This is a genomic window from Archangium lipolyticum (genome assembly GCF_024623785.1).
Lineage (GTDB): Bacteria > Myxococcota > Myxococcia > Myxococcales > Myxococcaceae > Archangium > Archangium lipolyticum.
This window is the reverse complement of sequence record NZ_JANKBZ010000002.1, coordinates 789,805-812,420: the sequence shown is the minus strand read 5'-3', so window position 1 is coordinate 812,420 and position 22,616 is coordinate 789,805. Positions and strand designations below refer to the sequence as shown.

The 22,616-nt window shown below is 68.1% G+C and carries 20 protein-coding genes; 6 read left to right on the top strand and 14 right to left on the bottom strand.

Going from position 1 to position 22,616, the window contains the following annotated elements; all coding sequences use genetic code 11:
* Positions 1–71 precede the first annotated feature (71 nt).
* On the bottom strand, positions 72–725 hold the full coding sequence (locus NR810_RS06990; protein ID WP_257449231.1) for a hypothetical protein: 654 nt from the start codon (positions 723–725) through the stop codon (positions 72–74).
* A 536-nt stretch (positions 726–1,261) separates the two neighbouring features.
* Positions 1,262–2,134, bottom strand: a complete 873-nt coding sequence (locus NR810_RS06985) for an SDR family oxidoreductase (protein WP_257449229.1) — start codon at positions 2,132–2,134, stop codon at positions 1,262–1,264.
* A gap of 123 nt (positions 2,135–2,257) precedes the next feature.
* On the opposite strand from NR810_RS06985, the gene NR810_RS06980 reads away from it, so the two are divergent.
* On the top strand, positions 2,258–2,986 hold the full coding sequence (locus tag NR810_RS06980) for a TetR/AcrR family transcriptional regulator (RefSeq protein WP_257449227.1): 729 nt from the start codon (positions 2,258–2,260) through the stop codon (positions 2,984–2,986).
* 257 nt (positions 2,987–3,243) lie between these two features.
* Here NR810_RS06980 and NR810_RS06975 read toward each other — a convergent pair whose 3' ends face one another.
* The 3 genes from NR810_RS06975 to NR810_RS06965 form a co-directional block, all read right to left on the bottom strand.
* Positions 3,244–3,504 carry a hypothetical protein gene (locus tag NR810_RS06975; protein WP_257449225.1) on the bottom strand — a complete coding sequence of 87 codons (261 nt, stop codon included), beginning with the start codon at positions 3,502–3,504 and terminating at the stop codon, positions 3,244–3,246.
* Between the two features lie 217 nt (positions 3,505–3,721).
* The gene (locus NR810_RS06970; RefSeq protein WP_257449223.1) at positions 3,722–4,126 is read right to left on the bottom strand and encodes a hypothetical protein; all 405 of its coding nucleotides are present in this window, start codon (positions 4,124–4,126) and stop codon (positions 3,722–3,724) included.
* 13 nt (positions 4,127–4,139) lie between these two features.
* Positions 4,140–4,625, bottom strand: a complete 486-nt coding sequence (locus NR810_RS06965) for a hypothetical protein (RefSeq protein ID WP_257449221.1) — start codon at positions 4,623–4,625, stop codon at positions 4,140–4,142.
* 555 nt (positions 4,626–5,180) lie between these two features.
* Here NR810_RS06965 and NR810_RS06960 point away from each other — a divergent pair.
* On the top strand, positions 5,181–5,417 hold the full coding sequence (locus NR810_RS06960) for a hypothetical protein (RefSeq protein ID WP_257449219.1): 237 nt from the start codon (positions 5,181–5,183) through the stop codon (positions 5,415–5,417).
* Between the two features lie 61 nt (positions 5,418–5,478).
* Here the strand turns inward: NR810_RS06960 and NR810_RS06955 are convergent, their stop codons facing one another.
* From NR810_RS06955 to NR810_RS06945, 3 genes are all read right to left on the bottom strand, one after another.
* Entirely contained in the window at positions 5,479–6,255 is a 777-nt protein-coding gene (locus NR810_RS06955; protein WP_257449217.1) for a carboxypeptidase-like regulatory domain-containing protein, read from the bottom strand.
* Positions 6,256–6,450: 195 nt separating this feature from the next.
* Complete coding sequence (locus tag NR810_RS06950; RefSeq protein ID WP_257449215.1) at positions 6,451–7,470, bottom strand: DUF4440 domain-containing protein; 1,020 nt, start codon at positions 7,468–7,470, stop codon at positions 6,451–6,453.
* 29 nt (positions 7,471–7,499) lie between these two features.
* Positions 7,500–9,155 carry a formate--tetrahydrofolate ligase gene (locus NR810_RS06945; RefSeq protein WP_257449213.1) on the bottom strand — a complete coding sequence of 552 codons (1,656 nt, stop codon included), beginning with the start codon at positions 9,153–9,155 and terminating at the stop codon, positions 7,500–7,502.
* Positions 9,156–9,273: 118 nt separating this feature from the next.
* Between NR810_RS06945 and NR810_RS06940 the strand changes: the two genes are divergently transcribed.
* A complete protein-coding gene (locus NR810_RS06940) occupies positions 9,274–10,155 on the top strand; it encodes a class I SAM-dependent methyltransferase (RefSeq protein WP_257449211.1) in 882 nt (293 codons plus the stop codon).
* Positions 10,156–10,165: 10 nt separating this feature from the next.
* On the opposite strand, the gene NR810_RS06935 is transcribed toward NR810_RS06940, so the two are convergent.
* On the bottom strand, positions 10,166–11,035 hold the full coding sequence (locus tag NR810_RS06935; protein WP_257449209.1) for a phytanoyl-CoA dioxygenase family protein: 870 nt from the start codon (positions 11,033–11,035) through the stop codon (positions 10,166–10,168).
* 119 nt (positions 11,036–11,154) lie between these two features.
* Positions 11,155–12,510 (bottom strand): hypothetical protein, encoded by a 1,356-nt coding sequence (locus tag NR810_RS06930; protein WP_257449207.1) that lies wholly within the window; start codon positions 12,508–12,510, stop codon positions 11,155–11,157.
* Positions 12,511–12,818: 308 nt separating this feature from the next.
* On the opposite strand from NR810_RS06930, the gene NR810_RS06925 reads away from it, so the two are divergent.
* Positions 12,819–13,169 carry an HU family DNA-binding protein gene (locus NR810_RS06925; RefSeq protein ID WP_257449205.1) on the top strand — a complete coding sequence of 117 codons (351 nt, stop codon included), beginning with the start codon at positions 12,819–12,821 and terminating at the stop codon, positions 13,167–13,169.
* A 48-nt stretch (positions 13,170–13,217) separates the two neighbouring features.
* On the opposite strand, the gene NR810_RS06920 is transcribed toward NR810_RS06925, so the two are convergent.
* Positions 13,218–14,144, bottom strand: coding sequence for a pirin family protein (locus NR810_RS06920; protein WP_257449203.1), 927 nt, complete (start codon positions 14,142–14,144; stop codon positions 13,218–13,220).
* 186 nt (positions 14,145–14,330) lie between these two features.
* On the opposite strand from NR810_RS06920, the gene NR810_RS06915 reads away from it, so the two are divergent.
* Positions 14,331–14,738 (top strand): OsmC family protein, encoded by a 408-nt coding sequence (locus tag NR810_RS06915; protein ID WP_257449201.1) that lies wholly within the window; start codon positions 14,331–14,333, stop codon positions 14,736–14,738.
* A 36-nt stretch (positions 14,739–14,774) separates the two neighbouring features.
* Here the strand turns inward: NR810_RS06915 and NR810_RS06910 are convergent, their stop codons facing one another.
* The 3 genes from NR810_RS06910 to NR810_RS06900 are packed head-to-tail and all read right to left on the bottom strand — an operon-like array spanning position 14,775 to position 20,946.
* The gene (locus NR810_RS06910; protein WP_257449199.1) at positions 14,775–18,056 is read right to left on the bottom strand and encodes an efflux RND transporter permease subunit; all 3,282 of its coding nucleotides are present in this window, start codon (positions 18,054–18,056) and stop codon (positions 14,775–14,777) included.
* Between the two features lie 3 nt (positions 18,057–18,059).
* On the bottom strand, positions 18,060–19,493 hold the full coding sequence (locus tag NR810_RS06905) for an efflux RND transporter periplasmic adaptor subunit (protein ID WP_257449197.1): 1,434 nt from the start codon (positions 19,491–19,493) through the stop codon (positions 18,060–18,062).
* A gap of 13 nt (positions 19,494–19,506) precedes the next feature.
* Positions 19,507–20,946, bottom strand: coding sequence for a TolC family protein (locus tag NR810_RS06900; protein WP_257449196.1), 1,440 nt, complete (start codon positions 20,944–20,946; stop codon positions 19,507–19,509).
* A 223-nt stretch (positions 20,947–21,169) separates the two neighbouring features.
* Between NR810_RS06900 and NR810_RS06895 the strand changes: the two genes are divergently transcribed.
* Positions 21,170–22,615 carry a sensor histidine kinase gene (locus NR810_RS06895; protein ID WP_257449193.1) on the top strand — a complete coding sequence of 482 codons (1,446 nt, stop codon included), beginning with the start codon at positions 21,170–21,172 and terminating at the stop codon, positions 22,613–22,615.
* Position 22,616 lies beyond the last annotated feature (1 nt).

The window sequence follows — 22,616 nt, the reverse complement described above, 5'->3', positions numbered from 1 at the left end:
GTTCGTGGCTCCCGTTCCCGAGGATCTCGCGCGCTTCTTCGCGGCGGCGGGGATTGCTGCTCCCTCGTGAATCAGAAGGTCAGGCCCACACCCGCCTTGAGACCCGTGATACCCACTTCTCCGCGCACCCACAGGCTCTCCCCGAGCTTGTAGTTCACGCCCCAGGCGGTGTTCCACCAGAAGCCGCCATACCCGAGACTGCTCGGGACCGACGAATCGGTCCAGAAGTTGAATCTCCAGCCCAGGCCCAGTTTGGCGAAGGCGGTGAACTTGGGCGTGATGTGGAAGGACCACTGGCCCTCCACGGGAATGAGCAGCCCCAGGTAGCCATAGTCGAAGCCCGACAGCAGGCCGTAGTTGGCGTACCAGAAGTCACCGCCGAACTCGATTTCGATCGAGTCATTCAGCGGCCGGATGAACCCCTCCTTGACGATGGGAATGCCGTAGCGGACCGCGGCTCCAGCGCCGAACCCATACCCCCAGGGGAGGATGCCGTAGAAGGACAGCATCTGCTTCCGCTCGTGGGGTTCCCCCCTGTCGAGGAGCCCGCCGGGTTGCTTGAAGGCGGAGGTGCGCCCCCCCTCAGACGCCCCCTGCTCCTCGCTCTCCGCGTTGGTCGCGCTTGCCTTGGTCTTGGCCGGCTTCGCCTGCGCAAGCGCGTCAACGGGGACCCCCACTCCGACCAGCAGCACGCCCAGAACAAGATACCCAGCCCATCGCTTCATATTTCGATGCCCCTCCCTGAGTCGCGAAACAGGGCGGGGACTATAGCGGCAAGAGACCCTTCGCGGTGAAGGACTCGCGCCACGGAGCAGAAGCCCGGGCCCGCTCCTCGCCGGCCAGGGATGGGGACCCTCCGTGCGCTCCCAGGGAGCAGTCCACGGCGTCCTGACACATACTCCCAGGTGAGCGATACGCGGGTCCGTCCACCCGGGCTGGATGGGCTCAGTCCGCCAACAGCGTGGCGAGGTTGTCCCGCACCGCCGCATACAACACCGTCCGCTCCGGCCGCTTCCGCCGGTACTCCCACCCGCCCTCCCCCCTGCCCCTCCCCAGTCACACCGCGCCAGGGCACACGCTACTGCCAGGCTCCCACGAAACTCCGCCAGCCCCGCTCTGGGAGTGCCAGGCGGCGGGTTCGATTCCCGCCGCCTCCGCGAGAGGTTGCCCGCCGCCTCGAGTCGACCCCACTCCTCACGAGGAGGCGCGGATCGTTTTGGGGGACCCAATCGGTTGCTCACGCGGCCCTTCTCTCCCCGGGCTAAGCCGTTCGACCCATCTTCTCGGCAATCACCTCGCGCATGCTCGTCGGCGCACGCCCGAGCAGCTTCTGCAGCGTGGGATCGACGGCCGCGAACTCGCCGTTGTGGCTCGCGCGGTAGAGGCCGAGCGATATGGCAACCGCGGGCGCGGGCATGCCGGACGCCACCAGCTTCGCGCGCATCTCGTCCTCCGACACGGTGCTTCGACGGATCGGACGTCCGAGGACGCTCGACGCGATGTCGCACAGCTCTCCGAAGTCGAGCGCCTGCGCTGCCGTGAGCGGCGGCATGGGCCCGTCGTACCGGCCCTCGTTCGTCAGAACCACCGCTGCCGCCTCCGCGAGGTCGGCGTGCGTGGTCCAGGAGACCTTTCCGTCCGCGGGCGCCTCGAAGACTCCCGTCCGCAGGCTCCGCTCCAGCAGGAACATCGCACTCGCGGCGTAGAAACCGTTGCGAAGCGCGGTCCACGCCAGACCGGACTCGCCCAGCATCTGCTCCGTCGCCGCATGGTCGAGCATCGGGGAAAACGCCGATAAACGGCTCGCGGCCATGTGGCTCGTGTAGACGATGCGCCGCACGCCGGCGGACCGTGCGGCGTCGATGGCGGAGCGATGTTGGGCGAGGGGATCGCCACCGTACGCAGCCGCATTCGATGAGACGAGCAGGACCTGGGACGCGCCCTCGAAGGCGTGCGCGAGGCTCTTCGGATCCGTGAAGTCGCCTCCGCGCACCCGGATGCCGCGTGCCGCCAGTTCCTGGGCCTTCCGCACGTCTCGGACACTGACGGCGATCTGGTCCACCGGGACGCGGCTGACGAGTTTCTCCACGATGAGACGGCCGAGTTGCCCTGTCGCTCCGGTCACGACGATCATGAAACGCCCCTTGCGGAATCAGTGGAAACATCATTTCGCTACCATCGATAACATAGCGATGGGTAACGGCGTTATCAAGTCGCTGTTATCGGCGTTTCAGTCGCCACGTGCTATGTCGGACCCATGGAGGACCGCGAGAAGTTCGCCGCCGAAGATGCCGAGGGCCCTGATGTGCGCACGCGCATCATCGCGGCCGCCGCTGAGCTCATCTCCTCCGGAGGTCCCGATGCCGCGACCACGCGGGCCGTGGCCGCCGCCTCCGGTGTGCAGGCGCCGACCATCTACCGGCTCTTCGGCGACAAGCGGGGCCTGCTCGCGGCCGTCATCGAGCACGTGCTGAAGAGCTACGTGTCGAAGAAGTCCGCGCGCACGCCACACCCCGATCCGCTTCAGGACTTTCGCGATGGCTGGGATACGCACGTCGCGTTCGGCCTCAGCCATCCAGGGCTGTTCGCGCTCATGAGCAGCGATCCGCACCTGGCGTGGCAGTCTCCTGCCGTCAGCGACGGGAACGATGTGCTGCGGCGGCGCATCCGGAACATCGCGCGTGCGGGTCGGCTTCGGGTCAGTGAAGAGCGGGCTCTCGGCATCGTATCGGCGATGGGCACCGGGGCCGTGCTCACGCTGCTGCGCCAGCCCGAAAGGCAACGCGACCTCGGACTCGCCGATGCGGCGCGCGAGGCGGTCGTGGCCGCGATCACGAGCGAGGCGGCAACACCGGCGAACGCGGATGTCCGCGCGGTGGCCGCGGCGCTGCGTGCCTCGATGGACCGGCTCACCGTTCTCACGAAAGGCGAGAGTGCGCTGTTGAGCGAACTGCTCGATCGCATCGCGGACGCCGAGCCGGGATGACGATCAGGGGCACGAGAGGCTCGAGCCCTTGCCCGATGGGCGCATCGCGGTACGCATGGAACTGAGTGCTCGATTCGTGACCCCTTCGTTACATGCTCCAGGCTTCATTTTGCCGTGAACGACTCGGCGTCGAGGCGCTCGGCGCGGGGAATGCCTATATCACAATGTTTTATCAAGCCGGATCGGGGAGGAGCCGCGCGTCCCCTCCAATCCCAGTCAGAGCCCCTCATTCACGTCTCGGCTGATGTGGTCATGAATCAGGGCTCGCCGAGGAGATTGAGCACGGCCTGAGGGCGTGCGCGGTCGTAGCCGATGCCCGAGCGCAGAGCCTGCTGAAGCTGGCTCATGTCGTCGAAGATCAGGTTGTGCGTGGCCCGCTGGCGCAGGGGCCTCCACAGCCGCTCAATGGGCTGGAGCTGCGGGCTGTCGGGTGGAAGGCGGTACAAAGACAGGTGCGGGCAGCGCCCCAGAGCCCAGTTCACCGGACAGGCGCGGAGGTGGAGCTTTCCGCGTGGCAAGAGTCGGCCATTGCTTCCGGTGCCCTTGGCTATGTCGTGGTGGGTGCCGAGAGGGAGCCGGGGCAACTGGGTTGCCCTTGCACCCTCAAACCATGGGAAGCGCAAGGGCCCCGCACCGTCACCCTCGGGAACGTGACGTTCCCGGCTGTCAAAGGAAGCCCGACGCGCGAGTAATGTCGTCGGGGTTGCTCCGTGCTTGGGTCTCGGTAGGGGCTGCCTACTTTTTCCCGGGGTCGTTGGGTTTCTTTTTCGCTAGCTCGTCCGGCAATGGGGTCTGGAGGAATCTAAAACCTTGCCCACCGCGCTGGGGGATGACTTGGAAGCCCCGGCCAGCGATTCGGACAAGCTCGCCATCTCGGGGCGTGGCGCTGGCAAGCCATGCGTCCGCCTCTTCTCTCGTTGCGAAAGTCTGGGAAACGGTCACGTACTCAGCGGCGGGCGTGTAGAACTTACGGAAGAACTCGCGGTAATCGTCCAGCTTCTGGTTTTCACGGACGTAAAGCAGCGCCACGGCGGCGACCCGGATCGCCTCGTCTTCTGGTGATCCCTCTTGGTATTTCTCGTTGACGGTGCGCAGCGTATTTAGAACGGAGTCAACATCAAAGTTGAGATTGTATTTCATCGGCATATCCAGATCAGGAGGCAGCAGCGGCAACAGGAACCAGAACCAGCCAGCCCAGAGGGTTTACCGCCAGGGCAAAGGTGACCCCCGCAACAACGACAATCGCGCCAACAGTCATTTCGCCCTTATGACCACTGATCCACTCAATCGCGCGATCCACGCTGGAGAAATTCAACTTCTTTTCCTTTTCTCTCAGTGCTTGTTCCTGCTCTTTGTCGCATTCCGCAAACTGCTCTCGACAGGTCTTTATGCATCTTTCGTGATACCAACCGCTTTGCTCCTCGCTGTGTGGCCACGGATAGCGGTTGTCCCAGCAGCGTTGCATGCACTCCACGTGCTCTTGTTGGCAATCATGGCCACCAGAACCGCCAGTAGCGATCGCGGCACCCAACCCCTCAGCGCTTTTGGAGACGACATAGATTCTGGATTCCGGGCGCTGCGCATGAGCGCATCCAACGCACGCCATGGCTACGGCCGTTATCAAGGCAATCAGCCTCATCTGTTGTCCTCCTGACTCTGTCTCTACGGTCTCGCGTTGCTATTCGGGTTCGGCGGTTTGAGCTTTTGCCTCCCACATGCAGGCAACTAGTTTTTTTGTGGTTTCCCTCGTATTTCTGGGCTGGCGAATCTGGCCCAGAAACTCAGTTTCACGCCGAGTGTACCGAAGGGGCGCCGCACAGGTCGTACCGCCCCCCATGCCTGTCTGGTGGAGCACACTCCAACAGCAGCCAATGCTCGGGTCTGGTGGGGAAGGACAGCGGCGCGGCACCGAACGCGCCAACACCTCGGGCGCGGTGAGAGGGGCCAGGGCATCGCGTTAGACGCACCAGCCTAGGGCGAGCAGCCGGCTACCGCTCAGCAGGCCACCCAGTGCTCGCGAAAGGACACCCCCGAGTGCCAGAACCATGAGCGCGCCGTTCGTGCGAAGAAGGCACTGCTGAGCCAAGGCCCGGCTGCCCTGGACTCCGCGCTGGAGATCATCCAGCGCAATTGCAAGGTGAGCCTGCCGAGCAGCAGCCCTCCAGACAAGAGCTGGCGCAGGTGTATTGGCGGATTGACAGCACTGTATTTCTTTTCTTCGCGCGAGCAGGATGAGCAGCTCTTGTCCTTCTTCGAGAAGGACCCTGTGCTTCTACGCCTTGCCGCAGAGGAACGGGACTTCGCCTGGTTCCACAACCGGTTCCATCAGGAGCGCTGGCGCAAGCTGTTCGACACGTTGGCTTCCTCGCAGACAAATCCGTTCGCCCCCACCATGCAGCGGTTCCAGTATCGAATCGAACTGTTGCGGTAGTCCGACCTCATTTTGAGCTCGCCGCGCGAGCTGCTCATCCTCTCCTGGCAAAGGCTCCCCCTCAGTAGGGGTTGCCCGGCGGCGGTGGCGGTGGCGCCACCTCGAGGGACACCTCTTGCGGCGCGACGGCCACCTCGAGCCTGCGCACCGGCTTGCCCTCGACGCGCAGCTCGACCGGGCCCGGCTCCGCATCGAGGGTGCACTCCCCCACGGCCGGCTCGTGGGTCACCTCCACGTCTCCCGCGGTGCAGAAGCTGAGCCGCTCACCACCACGGTACGCCGCGACACGGTACAGGCCCCCGGCCGGCTGCTTCGTCTTCTCGTCGAGGAGCTTCACCTTCACCAGCGTCCGCCGCTCGCGCAGCACCACCTTCGCCGTCTCACCGGCGGGCACGAAGACCGGCTTGAAGCCCATCTTGCGGAAGCGGAACTGCTCCGGCGGCACCTCGGGACGCAGCTTGAACTTGAAATGGCCACTGTCGTCAGTGCTCTCGCCCGGCTCGATGCGTACCTGGGCCAGCGGCACTCCCTGCGCATCCACCACCTGCCCCTCGTAGACAAGCCAGGCGATGCGCCGCAGCGTCACTGTCATCTCTTCACCCGGCATCACCGGTAGCCGGTTGCGCGGCGGGTCGAAGTCGTCGGGCGCCTGCGACACCGATACTTCGTTCGGCGTGAAGGGCAGTTCCGCGCGGAACCGGCCATCGGGCCCGGTCCAGACGGACTCCTGCGGGTGGTAGGTGCCGCAGCCGTTCTTGTCGACGTGGCCGCTGAGCCGGGTGGTGTCGGTCAATGTCAACGAGACGTGCGCCACGCCCTCGCCCGAGTCGTCCACCACGCGGCCCTCCACCACGGAGGGGACCGGCGGGTTGCTGACATTCGGGGCCGCATCACGGGTACAGCCCCACGGCGTAACGGCCAAGATGAGCGGAAGGAGGAGCCGACGCATGGAGGGCAGTATAGCCGTTACGTCGCGCTCACCACGAAGGGACCTGGGGAGGTAGAGGCCGTTGTTGGAGCCGGAGTTTCAGGCTCAGGGTCCATCCGGGCCCGGGTTCCCGTTTCCGCTATCAGCGACGTAGCGCCACTGTCCATCCGGCTGTCGGCGCCAGACGGAGAGGTACTTCACGTACCGGGTGTCGGGATTGCCATCCGGACCGGGCGAGACGGAGACGGCACGGCCCACGGTATAGGCCATGTCGCCCGAGCTGGCGCCGCCGCCGAGCCTGGGTTCCCAGCGCAGCTCCACCTTGTCGCGGGTGAGGGGCGCGTAGTTCCGCACGATGGCCTCGCGGCCGAAGAAGCCGCTGGGGCCGCCGGGGATGATGGCATTGGGCGCGGCCCAGTCGATGAAGGCCTTGCCCATGCCCTCGCGCGTGGACTGCTCGGAGAAGGCGGAATCGGCGGCGAAGGCTTCGGCGAGCACGTCGGAGGGGGACGCTGGCATGGCCGGTGCCGCACTGACGGAGGTCACCGAGAACGAGGGCGGCACGGACAGCGGACCGCGAGCACGGCCGTACACGGCGGCCGCGAGCCGCCACGGCCCGTCGGGCGTGCGCGTCCACACCGCGAGGTAGCGCTGGTATCTCTTGCCGGGCTTCAGCGCGGGAGATGCACCCGAGGCCCCCGCCGTGCCGCCGGTGGAATCGAGCAGCACCTGCCCCACCGTGTACCCCATCCGCCCGTCGGCGCTCACGTCCCAGACCAGGGCCTCGGCGCCGATGGCCCCATCTCGCTCCAGCGGCTCGGCGGTGAGCCGCGCGCGGATGGCCTCGGCGCCGCGCAGCGTGTAGTGCTCATCCAGCAACAGCAAGGCATCCCCGGTGGCGGCCGAGGCGATGCCCTCCGCGGACCCCTTGCGAGACATGGTCTCGGCCATCGTGGCATCGGCGGCGCGGAGCGTCTCACGCGCCTCGGTGGCTGACAGCGCCTTCTCCGTGGAGTCGGAGGCCACCTCCGAAGAAGTGGGTGTCCGGCCGGCGGCGCCCGGACCGGCGCAAGCCGTGGTGACCAGTGACACGAGGACGACGGCTCCCGCGAGCTGTGGCTTCATGGCTGACTTCCCTCCCGAGGTCTTCAATGTCATTCGCCCTGCATCAGTCCGGTGACGCTGCCGTCATCGTGGACGGTGACGCGGCGTGCGGCCGGCTCGCGAGGCAGGCCGGGCATGGTGAGGATGTCGCCGGTGAGCGCCACCATGAAGCCCGCGCCCGCGGACAGGCGCACCTCGCGCACGGTGAGCGTGAAGCCGCGCGGCCGTCCCAGCTTCGCCGGGTCGTCGGAGAGCGACAGGTGCGTCTTCGCCATGCACACCGGCAGCTCCGCGCCGCCCAGCTCGCGCACCGTCCGCAGGTCCTTCAGCGCCCCCGCGGTGAAGACCACGTCGTCCGCGCCATACACGGTGCGGGCAATGGCGCGCACCTTCTCCTCGGGAGACTGCGACAGCTCGTAGAGGAAGCGCGGGCGCGGCGGCGCGGCGTCCGTGCGGTCCAGCATCTCCAGCACGCGGTCCGCCAGCTCCAGCGAGCCGTCTCCTCCGCGCGAGAAGCCCTCGCACACCGCCAGCTCCACACCACGCGCCTTGCCGAAGGCGCGCAGTTCGTCCAGCTCCGCCTCCGTGTCCTGCGGGAAGCGGTTGACGCACAGCACGGCCGGCAGGCCGAAGGCGGCCACCGACTCCAGGTGCTTCTCCAGGTGCTCGAAGCCGCGCACGAGCGCCTCACGGTCCGGCTCCGCCACGCGCTCGGCCGCCGCGCCGCCGTGGTGCTTCAGCGCGCGCAGCGTCACCACCAGCACCACACCCCGGGGCCACAGCCCCGCGCTCCGGCACTTGATGTCGAGAAACTTCTCCGCGCCCAGGTCGAAGCCGAAGCCGGCCTCCGTCACCACCTCGTCCGCGTATGCCAGCCCCATCCGCGTGCCCAGCACGGAGCTGCACCCGTGCGCGATGTTGCCGAAGGGCCCCGCGTGCACCAGCGCCGGGCCGCCCTCGCGCGTCTGCACGAGGTTGGGCATCAGCGCGTCCTTGAGCAGCGCCACCATGGCCGCCGCCGCGTCCACGTCCCGCGCGCGCACCGGCTCGCCGTCCGGGGAATGGCCCACGACGACGCGGCCCAGCCGCGCCTCCAGATCCTTCAGGCCCTCGGCCAGGGCGAGGACGGCCATCACCTCGCTGGCGGCGGTGATGTCGAACGCGGCCTCGCGTGGCACGCCGTGCGCCTTGCCTCCGAGGCCGACGATGACGTTGCGCAGGAACCGGTCGTTCATGTCCATGGCGCGCCGCCAGCGCACGCGCGTGGAGTCGATGGCCACCGGCTGGCCGTAGTACACGGCGTTGTCCACCAGCGCCGCGAGCAGGTTGTTCGCGGTGGTAATCGCGTGCAGGTCCCCGGTGAAGTGCAGGTTGATGTCGGCCGCGGGCTCCAGGCTGGCCTGCCCGCCGCCGGTGCCACCGCCCTTCACGCCGAAGACGGGACCGAGCGACGGCTCGCGCAGGGCGGCCACCGCGCGGCGCCCGCGCTTGCGCAGCCCCATGGCCAGCGCCACCGACATGGTCGTCTTCCCCTCGCCCGGAGGCGTGGGAGTGATGGCGGACACGAGCACGAGCCGGCCCTGCTTCCCGCCCTGCTTCGCGAGCGCGTCCAGCGACACCTTGGCGCGGTGGGTACCCCAGGGGAGCACGTGGTCGGAGGACAGGCCCAGCTCGGCGCCCACTTCGGTGATGGGTCTCAGCTTCATGCCGCGACTCTCGGCGCGGTAGAGGCACGGGTCAACGGCCGTGGTGCGTGGCGCGGACATCCGGGACGGTGAGCCCCCACCTCACCACCCTCCGCGCGGGCCGGTAGAGTGGCCGTGCATGAGTGACCGCAAAGAACGAATCGAGGCGTTCTACCGTTTCCTCTGGCCATTCCTCGCGGCCGAGAAGTCGGAGTACGCATACCTGGATGAGTCACCGGGCGGGCGCCCGGTGTCGGAATCCCTGGGTGAGATTCCGGCACGGCGGGGCATGGGTGCTGGCTCACGGCTCGTTGACGTCGGCTGCGGCAAGGGGAAGCAGCTGGTCGAGCTGGGAAAGCGCCTGGGCTGCGACATCATCGGGGTGGACCCGCTCGAGCAGAACCTGGAGCTCGCCGCGGAGCGGGTCCGGAAGGAGTCGCTGCGGCAGCGGGTGATCCTCCGGAAGGGATCCATCGAGAAGATTCCCCTCGAAGACGCCTCGGTGGACTTCGTCTGGTGCCTCGACATGTTCAACCATGTCGAGGACATCGAAGGAGCGCTCGAGGAGTGCGCCCGCGTCCTCGAGCCGGGCGGTTCGATGATGAACTGCAGCGCCGTGGGGACGGACCTGCTCGAGCCCCGTGAGGCGCGGCGGGTCACGAACCGCCTCGGTATCAACCTGGACACGCTCTCGCTGGAGCGGATGGCCGCCGCCTACCAGGCCGCCGGGCTGCGCATCGTCGAGTATGGCACGACGACGGACGAGGGCTCGCCGTTCCTGGAGGTGTTCGATGACGACATGGCGCGCCACGCGCTCCGGTTCGGCAAGATGCTCCGGTCGCGCTCGCGAATGACCGCGCGGCTGGGGCAGGAAGCTTTCGACATCCTCTCCGCCTATGACGAGTGGAACATCTTCCTACTGCTCGGGAAGATCACCTACGGCGTCTGGGTCCTGGAGCGCGTCCGGGATGGAACCAGGCGCTGGGGAGCCTGGGATTCCACGGCCAGCCAGAGTGGCTGACCGGGGAGTCTCAGACGTCCGCCTTCACCAGTCCTTCGATGGTGTGAGCCTGGACGATCGGCTCCAGCTCATCGACCACACGGAAGATCAGGTGCTGGCGCACCTGCTCCGGCAACGACTCGAAGTACCGGCGGCTGACCTGCAGGTCGTGCCGCTCCGCGTTGCGGGCATCCGGCGCGTCCACGCCCAGCACGAGGGTCGGCCGGGGCTTGTCCGAGTGGTTGGCCGTGCCCCGGTGGATCGTCAGGGCGGAGCGCGCCGAGATGTCGCCCATCTTCGGCATCCGGCGCTGGGCGCGCTCGAGATACCGGGGATAGAACGACCGGGGCGGGAACATCCCGTGCTCGAACTCGGGGGAGAAGTCCCACTGCGTGCCGGGCGCGATCTCGAAGGGGCCCATGTTCTCGGTGACGTCGACGGTGGTGAGGTTGAACGCCAGCGAGTTCAGGCGCCGGCCCTTCAGCGTCTCCTCCGGGGAGGGGAAGTCACGGTGCCAGGGCTGGTTCTGGGCTCCAGCGAATGGAATGTCGAAGCCAAGCTCGACAATCTTGTAGTCGGGGCCGAGCACCGACTCGCACACCGCCACCACCCACGGGTGCGTAACGAGGTCGACGAAGCCACGGAGCCGCTCCGGGTGGATCTCCACGTAGTAGCGATTGGGGCCTCGCCCGAGCGCACCGCCCGGCCTCTTGACGGCCTCCTGGAACAGGAGATCGATGTCCTCTCCCACCTTCTGTACCCAACCGCGCTCGAAGGCGCCCTTCAGGGCGATGATGCCGTCCCCATAGATGCCGCCCATGATGGCCGCGGTGTCGTACTTCGGCTGGGGAGCCGCCTGCCTGGGGGTACTCTCGAGGTCCTCCTCCGAAGTCCTCGCCATCCCCATCGCAGCCTGAAGGTCCTGTCCGTCGTGTCTCATGCGCACTACAACCCCTGACATCTACCCAGGCCCCGGAGCACGCTGGCCCACCAGACGGGCCAGCCTGGGTCTGCCCGGGCCTACGGTCCCCGGAGGACGGTCAATCCCTGGTCGGTGAGGACGAGTAGCATGCTCGGCTTCACGGTGGGCTCGTAGACGAGCTGCAAGACGCTCTGGCCGGACACCTGAGGCACCCGGGCCAACGTGGTGCCGTCCGGCTCCAATCGCCAGAGGCCCGCGCCATCCGTGCCGATGTAGAGCGCTCCATCGTCCGTCGCCGCGAGCGCCAGGACCCCCTTCGCCGGCAGCCCGGTGAGCTTCGACCAGTTCCCCGCCGAGCGGGACTTTGGCGTCATCGCCCAGAGACCGAACTCCTTGCTCCCCAGGTAGTAGCGGCCCGAGGTGGTCTGCTCGAAGGCACGCCAGAAATCATCCGCCGCCTGGCCGTTGAGCACCTCGTTGAAGCCCTTGAATCTCCAGGGCGTGGGGCCCTCCCAGGTCTTCTCGCGATCCCACTCCTCGAGCTTCGGGCTCGGGACGAGCACGCCGAGCATCTGCTCGTTGGCGACGAGGACGTCTCCGTTCGGCGCGATGCCGAGCCCGTACATCGGCGGGCATTGGAGCGACTCGCTCTCGTTTCCATCCTCATCGGTGGTGATGAGGTACCAGCCCGGATGACGATGGCTGTTGTACGTGAGCCCCTGGATGCGGGTCACCCCGTGGTTCGTCGTGATGTAGAGGTCGCCGCGATACGGGCCGCGCGTCACGCGAGCGCAGTTCAGGACGCTCCGGTCCTCCTCGTAGTGGAAGTCGTTCGTGTTGTGGATGCCGATCTTCCTGCCCTCGTTCGACGAGCCGGTGGTGCGCCAGATGTGCTCCTCGAGCACGACGCTCCCATCGGACTGGAGGCGGACCGCATCCAGGTCTCCCTTCTGGTACTCCGCGAAGCGCTCGGGCGTGTAGAAGTCCTCGCCCGGCCAGGGGATGTACGTGCGCTGCCGGATCCTCGGATCCTTCTTCATCTCGGCGGCGCGATACCCCACGTAGGCGCGCCCGGCCTCCCCCCCGCAGATGACCGTCGAGTCGATCGCGAGCGAATCCCGGCCGAACGGCAGGCGCGCCTGACCGACCCCCGTGGTCCACGTCGGGACCGTATCTCCCGGACGCAGCACGCCGATGCGGTCGCCGTCGAGGAGCCAGAGGTTCAGCCCCTCATCCAGCCCAACGCTCCGCGGTCTACCGACCCCGAACGCCCGCGTGTAGTCGAGCACCGCGTCCGTTGGCCACGGCCCCGCATCCGGCGGCTCGCCGGCATCGGGCGTCCCCGCGTCCCCCGGCTCGCCGGCATCGGGCGCCGTCCCCGCGTCCCCATCCGGAGGAGTGCCGGCATCCACGGGGAGAACAGGAGGCGTCTCCGGGGGAACTTCGGTTCCCACCTCCGCCCCGGGCTCCTGATTCGCCTTCGGGTCGACTGTCCTGGGCCGGTCACCGCAACCCACCGTGAGCAATGAAATAACCGCGAGTCCTGCCCCCACTGCGCCTGCGCGAAGTCCCATGCGTTCACCCATCGATAGGTGGGCTGTTCGCAAGTCCCGGGCCGACGGCGCCAGCGGCCCGCGTGAACCGTGAGCGTTTCTCTCGTTGCCGACTCACATTTGAGCGACTATGGGCATTGCAGACCGCGCTGGCGCCGATTTCCCGGGCACCAGCCACTACCCCCAGCCGTTTCCACAGGAGAATCCAGATGGCCACGAAGACCAAGACCGCCACCGCGAAGAAGGCCGCCGCCTCCGACAGGGGCCCGACCAAGTCCGAGCTGCTGGTGTCCATCGCCGAGCAGACCGGGCTGAGCAAGAAGCAGGTCAGCTCCGTGTTCGAAGCGCTCAGCGGGCAGATCCAGAAGAGCCTGGGCAACCGCGGCTCCGGCAAGTTCGTGGTTCCCGGCCTGATGAAGATGAAGGTGGTGAAGAAGCCGGCCACCAAGGCGCGCAAGGGCATCAACCCCTTCACCGGCCAGGAGACCATGTTCAAGGCCAAGCCGGCCCGCAAGGTCGTGAAGATCCAGCCGCTCAAGGCCCTCAAGGACATGCTCTAGAAGAGCGTGGGAGGGGGGCGCGGCGGCTGGACCAAGGGGAGTCCTGGCCTACGGGTAGCGTACGGGGGCCGGCTCCTCGGGCAGCGGGATGAACTCCGTCTCCTGCGGGACCCGGGCGAAGCGCCCGGCCTTCCAGTCCGCCTTCGCCTCCTCCAGCCGCTCCTTCGAGCTCGAGACGAAGTTCCAGAAGATGTAGCGCGGTCCATCCATCGGCTCGCCGCCGAGGAGCATCATCCGCGATGACTCCGAGGCCTGGAGGGCGATCTCGCTCCCAGGACGGAACACGAGGAGCTGGCCCGCGCTGAACTCGATTCCGTCGATCTCCACCGTGCCCTGGGCGAGGTAGAGCGCGCGCTCCTCGTGGTCGGCCGGAATCACCAGGCCCGCTCCCGCCTCCAGCGCCGCGTCCGCGTAGAACAGGTCCGAGAGCGTCTCGACCGGCGAGCGCTTCCCGTAGAGCGCTCCCGCGATGAGGTGCATCCGCACGCCCTCGCCCTCCAGGAAGGGCATCGTCGCGGAGGCATGGTGGACGAAGGCCGGCGCGGTCTCCTCGTACTTCTTCGGCAGCGCCACCCAGGCCTGCAGACCGAAGACGGGCCCGCCCGCGGCCCGCGTCTCGGGTGCCGTGCGCTCGGAGTGGACGATGCCGCGCCCCGCGGTCATCCAGTTCACCTCGCCGGGCCGGATGGGCTGCACCATGCCCAGGCTGTCGCGGTGGAGGATTTCGCCATCGAAGAGGTAGGTGACCGTGGACAGGCCGATGTGGGGGTGCGGCCGCACGTCGAGCCCATGACCCGCCTGGAACACCGTGGGCCCCATCTGGTCGAGGAAGATGAAGGGCCCCACCATCCGGCGCTGGGCCGAGGGCAGCGCCCGCCGCACCTCGAATCCATCACCCAGGTCCCGGGTGCGGGTGACGATCAGGGTCTCCATCCCAGGGGGAAGGCGTGTCTCGTTCGTTTCATCCCAGCTCATGTGGTGCTCCTTCCGTCTGGTCAGGACAGGTCGACGGGAACAAACATGACAGTGCCCCCCGATCTTCACTAGAGGCCGAGGACAAGAAGGACTGTTCCATGGATGGAACAACGCCTTCCCCATCCTTCCGTGTATGAAGGGAACACGTTCTGGACATTCCCGTCCGGACCCACCCCAGGAGACCGCATGTCCACCCATTCGCAGACCGAGCAGAGCGGCGCGTTCCGCCAGGTCATCCACGTCGGCCCCCACACCTTCCACGCCGACGTCTCCCCTCCTCTGGGCGGCCAGGACTCCGCTCCGGGGCCCCACGAATACTTCGATGCCGCGCTGGCGTCTTGCAAGACGCTCACGGCCCACTGGTACGCGAAGAAGCACGGCATGGCCCTGGAGCGCGTCGAGGTCCACGTCGAACGCGACGACTCGCGCGAGCGGCAGGGCACCTACTCGCTCCGGGTGAAGCTCGCGTTCCACGGCGCGCTCTCCCAGGAAGAGAAGCAGAAGCTCCACGCCGCCGTCGCTCAGTGCCCCATCCACAAGTTGATGACCACGACGACCGTCGAGATCGTGACGGAGCCCCTCGAGGCGGTTTGAAGCCGCTCGGGAGCTCGCCCAGATGGGTTGAACGCGTTACGGGGTGCTCGGGGCCGGGAGCGCGGGACCCGGCACCACCTCGCGGCGCTTCCACAGGAAATAGACCGCCGGGTAGACGAGCAGTTCCAACAGGAAGCTGGTGGCCAGGCCGCCCACCATGGGCGCAGCGATGCGCTTCATCACGTCCGCGCCCGTTCCCGTGGACCACATGATGGGGAGCAGGCCCAGCATCGCCGCCAGGACCGTCATCGCCTTGGGCCGTACGCGCTTCACCGCACCGTGGATGATGGCCTCCTCCAGGTCGCCCTCGGTGCGCAGCATCCCGCGCTTCTTCGCCTCGTCGTGGGAGAGGTCCAGGAAGAGCAGCATGAAGGCCCCGGTCTCCGCGTCCAGGCCCATCAGCGCGATCATCCCCACCCACACCGCGATGGAGATGTTGTAGTCGAGCGCCCAGAGCAGCCACACCGCGCCGATGGCCGAGAAGGGCACCGCCAGCATCACCAGGCCCGCCTTGAAGGCGGATTTCGTGTTCATGTACAGCAGCCCGAAGATGAGGACGAGCGTGAGCGGGATGACGAGCTGGAGCCGCTCCCGGACGCGCAGCATGTTCTCGTACTGTCCGCTCCACGTCATGGAGTAGCCGGCAGGCACCTTCACGCTCGCGGCCACCGCCTCCTTGGCGCGATCCACGAAGCCACCCACGTCGTACTTCGACGTGTCGAAATCCACGTAGACGTACCCGGTGAGCATCCCGTTCTCATTGCGAATCATCGAGGGGCCGTGCGCGAGCACCACGTCCGCGATGGCCTCCATGGGAATCTGGCCCTTACCGTCGGGAAGGGGCAGCAACACCCGCTTCAGCGCCTGGAGGTCCTCCCGGTAGTCCCGTGCGTAGCGGACATTGATGCCGTAACGCTCGCGGCCTTCCACGGTGGTGGACTGGTTGTCGCCTCCCACCGCCGTCATCACCATCATGTTCGCGTCGTCCACGCTCAGGCCGTAGCGGGCCAGCTCGCCGCGCTTGAGGACGAAGTCCAGGAAGTAGCCACCCGCCACGCGCTCGGCGAACGCGCTCCGGGTGCCCTCCACTCGCGCCACCGCGGCCTCCGTCTCGCGAGCGATCCGCTCCACCGTCGCCAGGTCCGCTCCCATGATCTTGATGCCCACCGGCGTGCGGATGCCCGTGGACAGCATGTCCAGCCGGCCCTTGATGGGCATGGTCCAGGCGTTGGAGATGCCCGGCAGTTGGAGCGCCGCGTTCATCTTCGACTCCAGCTCGGCCTGGGTGATGCGGTCCCTCCAGAAGGGGCGCAGCATCCCCTTCAGCCACTCGGGCGCCCATCCGCTGTACCAGCGCGGTACCTCGCGCCATTGGGACTCGGGGCGCAGCAGCACCGTCGTCTCCATCATGGTGAACGGGGCGGGGTCCGTGGAGGTGTTGGCGCGGCCCGCCTTGCCGAAGACACGCTCCACCTCGGGGAACTGCATGAGCAGCTTGTCCTGCACCTGCAGCACGCGCTGCGCCTCCGTGACGGACATGCCGGGCTCCACCGCCGAGGGCATGTAGAGGATGGTGCCCTCGTTGAGCGGAGGCATGAACTCGCTGCCCAGCTGCAGGTACAGCGGGATGGTGGTGGCCACCAGCACCGCGCTCACCGCCAGCGTGGCCTTGGCGTGGCGCAGCACGAAGCGGCAGGGGCCCTCGTAGATCCGGTGCATCAGCCGGCTGATGGGGTGCCGCTCCTCCGAGTAGTACTTGCCCACGAAGGCCTGTGTCGCCGCCCACGCCAGGAACTTCGGACGGAAGTGGAAGGGCTCCACCCGGGCGAAGAGCATCCGCATGGCCGGGTCGAGGGTGATCGCCAGCAGCGCGGCGATCGCCATGGCGAGGTTCTTCGAGTACGCCAGCGGCCGGAAGAGGCGGCCCTCCTGGTCCACCAGCGTGAAGATGGGCATGAAGGCCACGGCGATGACGAGCAGGCTGAAGAAGACGCCCGGCCCCACCTCCATCAGCGCTTCCAGCCGCACCTGGTGGAAGTCGCCCTTCTTCCCGTCCTTCATCCAGTGGTGGATCTTGTTGTACGCGTTCTCCACCTCGACGATGGCGCCGTCCACCAGCACGCCGATGGAGATGGCGATGCCCGCCAGCGACATGAGGTTGGCGTTCAGCCCCAGCGCGTACATGGGGATGAAGGCCAGCGCCACCGACACCGGAATGGTGACGATGGGCACGATGGCCGACGGCACGTGCCACAGGAAGATGAGGATGATGAGGGAGACGATGAGGATCTCCTCCACCAGCTTGTACGTCACCGTGTTGATGGCGCGCTCGATGAGGTCCGAGCGGTCGTAGGTGGTGACGATCTCCACGCCCTCGGGCAGCGAGGGTTTCAGCTCCTCGAGCTTCGCCTTCACGCGCTCGATGACGTTGAGGGCGTTCTCCCCCTGGCGCATCACCACGATGCCCCCCACCACGTCTCCCTCTCCATCCAGGTCCGCCACGCCACGGCGCAGCTCGGGCCCCAGCGTCACGCTGGCCACGTCCTTGATGGTGACGGGCGTGCCACCCTGGGCCTTGAGGACGAGCTGCTCGATGTCCTCCACGTTCTTCACGTAGCCACGGCCCCGGACCATGTACTCGCGCCCGGCCACCTCCACCAGCCGGCCCCCCACGTCGTTGTTGCCCTGACGGACCGCGCGAACCACCGCGTCCAACGACAGCCCGTAGCTGGCCAGCGTGTTGGGGTTCACCGTCACCTGGTACTGGCGTACCTGCCCGCCCACGGTCGCCACCTCGGAGACGCCCGGCACGCTCTGGATGGCATAGCGCAGGAACCAGTCCTGGTAGGAGCGCAGCTCGTCCAGCCGGTGCTTGCCGCTCTTGTCCACCAGCGCGTACTGGAACACCCACCCCACGCTGGTGGCGTCCGGACCCAGCTCCACCTTCACGTCCTGCGGTAGCTGGGGCGTTATCTTCGACAGGTACTCGAGCACCCGCGTGCGCGCCCAGTACATGTCCGTGCCGTCCTCGAAGATGACGTACACGTAGCTGAAGCCGAAGTCGCTGAAGCCCCGGACCGCCTTGACCTTCGGGGCGCCCAGCAGCGCGGTGGTGATGGGATAGGTGACCTGGTCCTCGACGATGTCCGGGCTGCGGTCCCACCGCCCGTAGACGATGACCTGGGTGTCGGACAGGTCCGGCAGCGCGTCCAGCGGGGTGTTCCGCATGGTCCACCAGGCGCCGACCAGCGCCACCACCGTGGCCGCGATGACGAGGTACTTGTTCTCCGCCGAGAAGCGGATGATGGCTCGAAGCATGGCTCAGTGGCCTCCGTGGCCGGAGGCGGCGGGGGGTGCATCCGCCGAGGGCGAAGAGGGAGCGGGAGACGCCTTCGCGCCCCCCGAGGAGGAGGCGGCCAGCGCCGCCAGCGACGCGCGCAGGCGTGACTCGGAGTCGATGAGGAAGTTGGCACCGGTGACGACCTGCTCGCCGGCCTTCAGGCCCGATGTCACCTCCACGCTCTTTCCATCCGACTCGCCCAGGCGCACCTCGCGCGGCTGGAAGCGCCCATCCCCGAGCGCCACGAAGACGACCTGGGTGGTGCCCGTGGGGACGACCGCGTCGGCCGGAATCTTCAGCCCCTCGCGCGTCGTGCCCCGGAGCACCACCTCCCCGAACATCTCGGGGCGCAGGTCTCCGTCGGGATTGGGGAACTCCAGGCGGACCTTGAGGGTGCGCGTGGCCGGATCGAGCACCGGGTCGAGGAAGGCCACCTTCCCGGCGAAGACACGGTTGGGGAACGCCTTGAGCTGAAGCGTGGCGGTCATGCCCACCCGCACGTGGCGCAGCTCGCTCTCGTACACGTCGGCCAGGACCCAGACGCGTGACAGGTCGACCACCTCGTACGGCGTGGCCCCCATCTCCAGGCGCGCCCCTTCCACGACGTCCTTCTTGGTGATGACCCCGGAGATGGGCGACACCAGCGTGAGCGAGCGCGTGGCCTCGCCCGTCTCCGCGAGCCGCTCGAGGGTGGACTGAGGGATGTCCCACAGTTGCAGCTTGCGCCGGGCCGCCGCGACCAGGGCGTCACCATCCGTCGCCATCCCGCCGGTCTGACTCAGCGCCTGGCGGGTGCGCAGCGCCAGCAGGTATTCCTCCTGGGCCGCGAGCAGCTCGGGGCTGTAGACGGAGAAGAGCGGCTCCCCCTTCCGCACCGGCTTGCCCGTGAAGTCCACGTACACGCGCTCGACGAACGCGGGCACCTTCAGGGTGACGCGGCGCACGCGCGTCTCGTCCATGGCCACGCGGCCGGTGGTCCGCCACGTTCCCCCTACCCTCCCCTCCGTCACCGGCGCCGTGCGCAGGCCGATGAGCTGCTGGCGCGAGGGGTCGATGGTGACGGGGGCCAGGCCCTCCACCGCGGCGGTGCCCGGCTCGCCGGGAGAAGCCGACGCGGGCGTCATCGCCACCAGGTCCATGCCGCAGATGGGGCACTTGCCCGGGTGGTCCTGCACGATGCTCGGGTGCATCGGGCACTGGTATTTCGTGGCCGCCGGCTCGGAGGCGCCCGGGGTGGTGGTGGCCGAGGGAGCCACCGCATGGGCATCGTGCGCTTCGTCCTGGTGCGCCAGCAGGTGCACGACGCCGCCGCCCAGTCCAGCGCTGGCCAGCGCCGTGGCGATGAGCGCCGCGGCGCCGAAGCGGCGGCGCGCGGGGGGCTGAGAGGGGGGGATGGGTGGAGTCACGAGGGACATGGGTTCTCCGGGGCTACATCCCCGACATGGAGGAAGAGGTTGAGGGGGCCGCACCGGGAGCGCCTCCCGCTGGGGCGGCGCCGCGCGCGGGAGCGGATGGGGCGCTACCCGCCCCGGGCATGCCGCCCGCGCCCTGACCGCCGCCGCCCATGGACGCCACGGGCTCCAGGCTCACCTCGGCCTGGGCGATGGCGAGGCGCTGCGCGTCGGCGAGCGTCAGCAGGTAGTCCTCCTCGTCGCGGATGATGCCGGTGTTGGCCTCCAGCACCGAGGCGAACGAGGCGCGCCCGACCCGGTACTGCGTCAGGGTGCTCTCGGCGGTCGCCGCCGACTGCATCAGGAGGCCGTCGCGGTAGATGGCAGCGGTGTCGCGCAGCGCGGCCAGCGCGATGAGGCGCTCCCGCACCCGCAGGCGCAGCTCCTGCTCCAGGACCTCCACCGCACGTGCCGCGGCCTCGGACTGGGCGCCGCTCTCGGCCATCACTCGGTTCTGCTTGCGCCCGGAGAAGATGGGCAGATTGACGCCAACGTTGGCCTGCCACATGGGAGGGAAGTCGCCGCCACGCGGCATCACCCCCGCGCTCACGGTGAAGTCAGGCAGGCGTTCACGGCGCGCCAGTGCCATCTGCTGCCCGGCCTGCTCCACCCATGCGCGCCGCTCGGCCAGCTCGGGGCTGCGCTCGAGCGCGTCCCTCTCCGCGACTTCCGGGTCACCGAGCTCTGGCATCCCCAGGTCGCGCACGCGCGTGGTGGTGGGCAGGGGCGCGTCCAGGGGCCGGCCGCTCAGCCAGTTCAGGGTCTGCACACGGCCGCGCTCCTCGGCGAGCAGTGCCAGCTGACGCTGGCGCAACCGGTTGAGCTCGAGCTGGGCGCGCAGCAGGTCGGACTGGGCCCCCTCGCCGGTCTCGTAGCGGATGCGGGCCATCTCGGCGGACTGCTTCCAGAGCGTCTGAAGCCGCTCCAGCAGCACCAGCCGCTCGCGCGTCAGCAGCAGGTCGAGGTAGCCCCTGCGCACCCTGGCCTCGATGGACAGCCGCACGCGCACCACCTGCGCCGACACGGCCCTGGCGCCGAGCCGCGCCACCTCGGTGCGCAGCTCGCGCTTGCCCGGGAAGGGCAGCGCCTGGGAGGCCATGATGCTGAAGTAGCTCCCCTCCATCTCGCCAATCATGAGGCCGTCGAAGCCGTCGTTCTGGATGCCCACCTGAAGCACCGGATCCGACAGGGCACCCGCCTGGGGGACACGCTCCCGCGCGGCCCGGGCCTGAACCTCGGCCTGGTGCAGCTCCGGGCGCGACTCGAGGGCTTCCGCGAGGAGCCGCTCCAGCGTCAGGTCCGCCGTCAGCACCTGCACGGGGGCCGATCGAGTGGGCGACGTGCGTGTCTGCGCCTGCGCGGACGCCGCCAGGGGCGAGAGCAGCACCAGCGCGAAAGCGAGAAGCCTTCCTGGCATGTCATGAGTGAGTCTCACGGTCAGGGTTTGTGCAGGGCGCATGCCATGGGAGATATCCCGCTCGGCAGAGCGGAACCCCGGGGGCCGCGTGCTCCGTCAGGAGCCCGGGGCGTCACGGTGTAACCCCGGGAATCACAACTCCCCTCCTCTGGAACGCGCGCATAGGCTGGAGGAGGACAGGTGGCACCCGGCTTGCGTACTACTGATGGAGGAGAGCTCATCCATGCAGGTCCCCTCTGGTACCGCCCGACGTCTCAGCCTGGCCCTCGCCGCCCTGGTCTCCCTCTTCGTGGTCTCCTCGGTGCTGGTCCTCGTGCACATGCGAGAGATCCATTCCCGCCTGGTCGAGATGCAGGCACGACAGCATGCCGTCCGCTCGGCGCTCGAGGTGGCCAGCGCCATCCGGGACTCCTATGCGCACCAGGCCCATACCCTCATCCTCGGCAACGCCAGCCACCTGCACTTCTATGAGACGGCCGCCAACCGGGTCACCCGGCTGACCGAGGAGATGAAGGCACAGGCCTCCGAGCCCGAGGAGCGCGCCTGGGTGGCGGACATCGAGCGCGCACAGAAGTCGCTGGACACGCTCTTCCGCGAAGCGCTCCTGCCCGCGGTGCTCGCGGGAAGGAAGGAGGACATGGACCGCGAGCATGGCCGGGCGCTGGGGCTCGTGTCCCAGATGGAGGAGCGCACGGATCGGCTGGTGAGCCATTTCAACCGCTCGGTGGATTCGGCCGAGGCCCGCGTGAGCGAGCTTCAGAGCTCCGCCTTCCAGTGGACCCTGTTCTTCCTGGTGGGCGCGCCGCTGCTGGCCATCGGCGTGGGCGTCTACATCGTCCGCTCCGTGGCCCGGCCCGTGGCCCGGCTGCGCGAAGGCGCGGCGCGGCTGGCCGCCGGAGACATGCACGCGCGCATCGACATCGCGACCCCCGACGAGTTCGGCGAGCTGGCCCGCCAGTTCAACGCCATGACGGCGGCGCTGCGCGAGCACCAGGAGCGGCTGGTACAGAGCGAGAAGCTCGCCGGCATCGGCAGGCTGGCGGCGGGCGTGGCCCATGAAATCAACAACCCGCTCACCGTCATCCTCGGCTATGTGGGCATGATGAAGAAGAAGGCGGAGGGGAGCTTGCGCGAGGACCTCCAGGTCATCGAGGACGAGGCGGTGCGGAGCCGCGACATCGTCGAGGATCTGCTCGCGCTCTCGCGTCCCCTCCCCGCCGAGCCGGAGCCGGTGGACTTGCGCGCCCTGTGCGAAGAGGTGGTGGAGCGGCTGAGGCAGGGAGGCCAGCTTCGAGCCGTGCAGGTGGACGTGGAAGGCGAGGCGCGTACCGCGGGGCACCTGACGAAGCTGCGCCAGGTGGTCCTCAATCTGATTCGCAACGCGGTGGATGCCTGCGGAGAGAAGGGGCAGGTCCGGGTGCGCCTGTCACAGACGGAGAAGGGAGCCGAGGTGCACGTGGAGGACACGGGCCCGGGCCTGAGCGTCGCGGCACGCGAGCGCCTCTTCGAGCCCTTCTTCACCACGAAGCCCAGCGGGACGGGGCTGGGCCTGGCCATCAGTCAGAGCATCGTGCAGGCACACGGTGGCAACCTGGAGGCTGCCGCCGGTACGGGGCCGGGCGCACACTTCACCGTGTGGCTGCCAGCCATGTCGCCGGGGAGGGCGTGAG

Bases quoted from the DNA above. Each gene is read 5' to 3' on its own strand.
- NR810_RS06990 (WP_257449231.1), bottom strand. From the start codon at position 725: ATGAAGCGATGGGCTGGGTATCTTGTTCTGGGCGTGCTGCTGGTCGGA.
- NR810_RS06985 (WP_257449229.1), bottom strand. From the start codon at position 2,134: ATGATCGTCGTGACCGGAGCGACAGGGCAACTCGGCCGTCTCATCGTG.
- NR810_RS06980 (WP_257449227.1), top strand. From the start codon at position 2,258: ATGGAGGACCGCGAGAAGTTCGCCGCCGAAGATGCCGAGGGCCCTGAT.
- NR810_RS06970 (WP_257449223.1), bottom strand. From the start codon at position 4,126: ATGAAATACAATCTCAACTTTGATGTTGACTCCGTTCTAAATACGCTG.
- NR810_RS06965 (WP_257449221.1), bottom strand. From the start codon at position 4,625: ATGAGGCTGATTGCCTTGATAACGGCCGTAGCCATGGCGTGCGTTGGA.
- NR810_RS06950 (WP_257449215.1), bottom strand. From the start codon at position 7,470: ATGAAGCCACAGCTCGCGGGAGCCGTCGTCCTCGTGTCACTGGTCACC.
- NR810_RS06945 (WP_257449213.1), bottom strand. From the start codon at position 9,155: ATGAAGCTGAGACCCATCACCGAAGTGGGCGCCGAGCTGGGCCTGTCC.
- NR810_RS06940 (WP_257449211.1), top strand. From the start codon at position 9,274: ATGAGTGACCGCAAAGAACGAATCGAGGCGTTCTACCGTTTCCTCTGG.
- NR810_RS06935 (WP_257449209.1), bottom strand. From the start codon at position 11,035: ATGGCGAGGACTTCGGAGGAGGACCTCGAGAGTACCCCCAGGCAGGCG.
- NR810_RS06925 (WP_257449205.1), top strand. From the start codon at position 12,819: ATGGCCACGAAGACCAAGACCGCCACCGCGAAGAAGGCCGCCGCCTCC.
- NR810_RS06920 (WP_257449203.1), bottom strand. From the start codon at position 14,144: ATGAGCTGGGATGAAACGAACGAGACACGCCTTCCCCCTGGGATGGAG.
- NR810_RS06915 (WP_257449201.1), top strand. From the start codon at position 14,331: ATGTCCACCCATTCGCAGACCGAGCAGAGCGGCGCGTTCCGCCAGGTC.
- NR810_RS06910 (WP_257449199.1), bottom strand. From the start codon at position 18,056: ATGCTTCGAGCCATCATCCGCTTCTCGGCGGAGAACAAGTACCTCGTC.
- NR810_RS06905 (WP_257449197.1), bottom strand. From the start codon at position 19,493: ATGTCCCTCGTGACTCCACCCATCCCCCCCTCTCAGCCCCCCGCGCGC.
- NR810_RS06900 (WP_257449196.1), bottom strand. From the start codon at position 20,946: ATGCCAGGAAGGCTTCTCGCTTTCGCGCTGGTGCTGCTCTCGCCCCTG.
- NR810_RS06895 (WP_257449193.1), top strand. From the start codon at position 21,170: ATGCAGGTCCCCTCTGGTACCGCCCGACGTCTCAGCCTGGCCCTCGCC.